General features: G+C 70.3%; 1 protein-coding gene. It reads right to left on the bottom strand.

Going from position 1 to position 1,122, the window contains the following annotated elements; all coding sequences use genetic code 11:
• Positions 1 to 954: UDP-N-acetylmuramate dehydrogenase (locus J7E68_RS16070; protein WP_215174270.1), on the bottom strand; the 954-nt coding region annotated here is incomplete at its 3' end.
• Positions 955 to 1,122 lie beyond the last annotated feature (168 nt).

The raw sequence follows: 1,122 nt of genomic DNA, 5'->3' as shown, positions 1-1,122 counted from the left end.
GAATCCCTTGCGGATGCCCGCCTGCTCGATCAGCCAGGCGGCGCTCACCTTGACGTCGGGCGCCTCGGGCTTCACGGGCGGCACGAACCCGTCGTACGAGGCGAGCGGGATCACGGTCACGGCATCGAGGTCGGGCGTCACCGGCCAACGCGGGCATTCGGGTGGCAGAGCACGGGCCGCGACGTCGGGGACGATCGCGTTCTGGAAGAACGAGCCGACGCCATGCGTGTCGGGGTCGTTCTCATCGAGCAGCATGCCCTTCGAGGCCCGGGTCGCAAGGATGCGCTCGCGAACCCACGCGAGCGGCACGGGCGCATCGGACTCGAGTCCGAGTGCGCGGCGCAGCTGCTCGCCGCGGACGACCCGCTCGCCGGCGACCACGAGATCGACGGTCACCGACAGGATCACGGCGCGGCGCAGCGGCACGCCGCCGTAGTGGTGCTTGAGCACCGAGGTGCGGAATCCGAGTCCGAGCTCGGATGCGGGCACCACGGAGATCTCGTGGGTGGCCTCGTCGATCAGCTCGACCTCGACCAGCGTCTCCTGGATCTCCTGGCCGTAGGCTCCGATGTTCTGCACGGGCGAGGCGCCGACGGTGCCGGGGATGCCGCTCATGGCCTCGAGTCCGGCGTAGCCGCGCTCGACGGCGTAGGCGACCAGTTCGTCCCAGCCGTGCCCGGCCTGCACGCGCAGCCGGATGCGGCCGTCATGCGGCGACGGAAGCTCCTCGATCCCCCGCGTGAGGATGCGGATGACCGTGCCCTCGAACTCGTCATCGCCGATGAAGAGGTTCGACCCGCCGCCCAGCACGAACCATTCGTCGCCGCGAGACCAGACATCGGTCAGAGCATCGACGAGCTCGGCGGTGGTCGACGCCTCGAGCATCCGCTCGGGGGCGCCCCCGGTGCGCAGCGTCGTCAGCGTCGAGAGCCGGATCGGCTCGACCTCGTGCACCACAGCGCCGCCCATCAGGAGGCGATGCGCAGCTGCGCCTTGACCAGGACGGTCGTCTCGCCGAATGTCACCTTGAGGTCGATCCGCGTCGCGGTCTCATCGACCGCGCCCACGGTGGCGACCACGTGCAGGTCGGCGCCGTCGGTCGGGTCGACGACGACAGGCTTG

Source organism: Microbacterium sp. ISL-103, from assembly GCF_018613995.1.
GTDB lineage: Bacteria > Actinomycetota > Actinomycetes > Actinomycetales > Microbacteriaceae > Microbacterium.
Note: the sequence above shows the minus strand (reverse complement) of the source record. Positions and strands in the feature narration are given on the sequence as shown.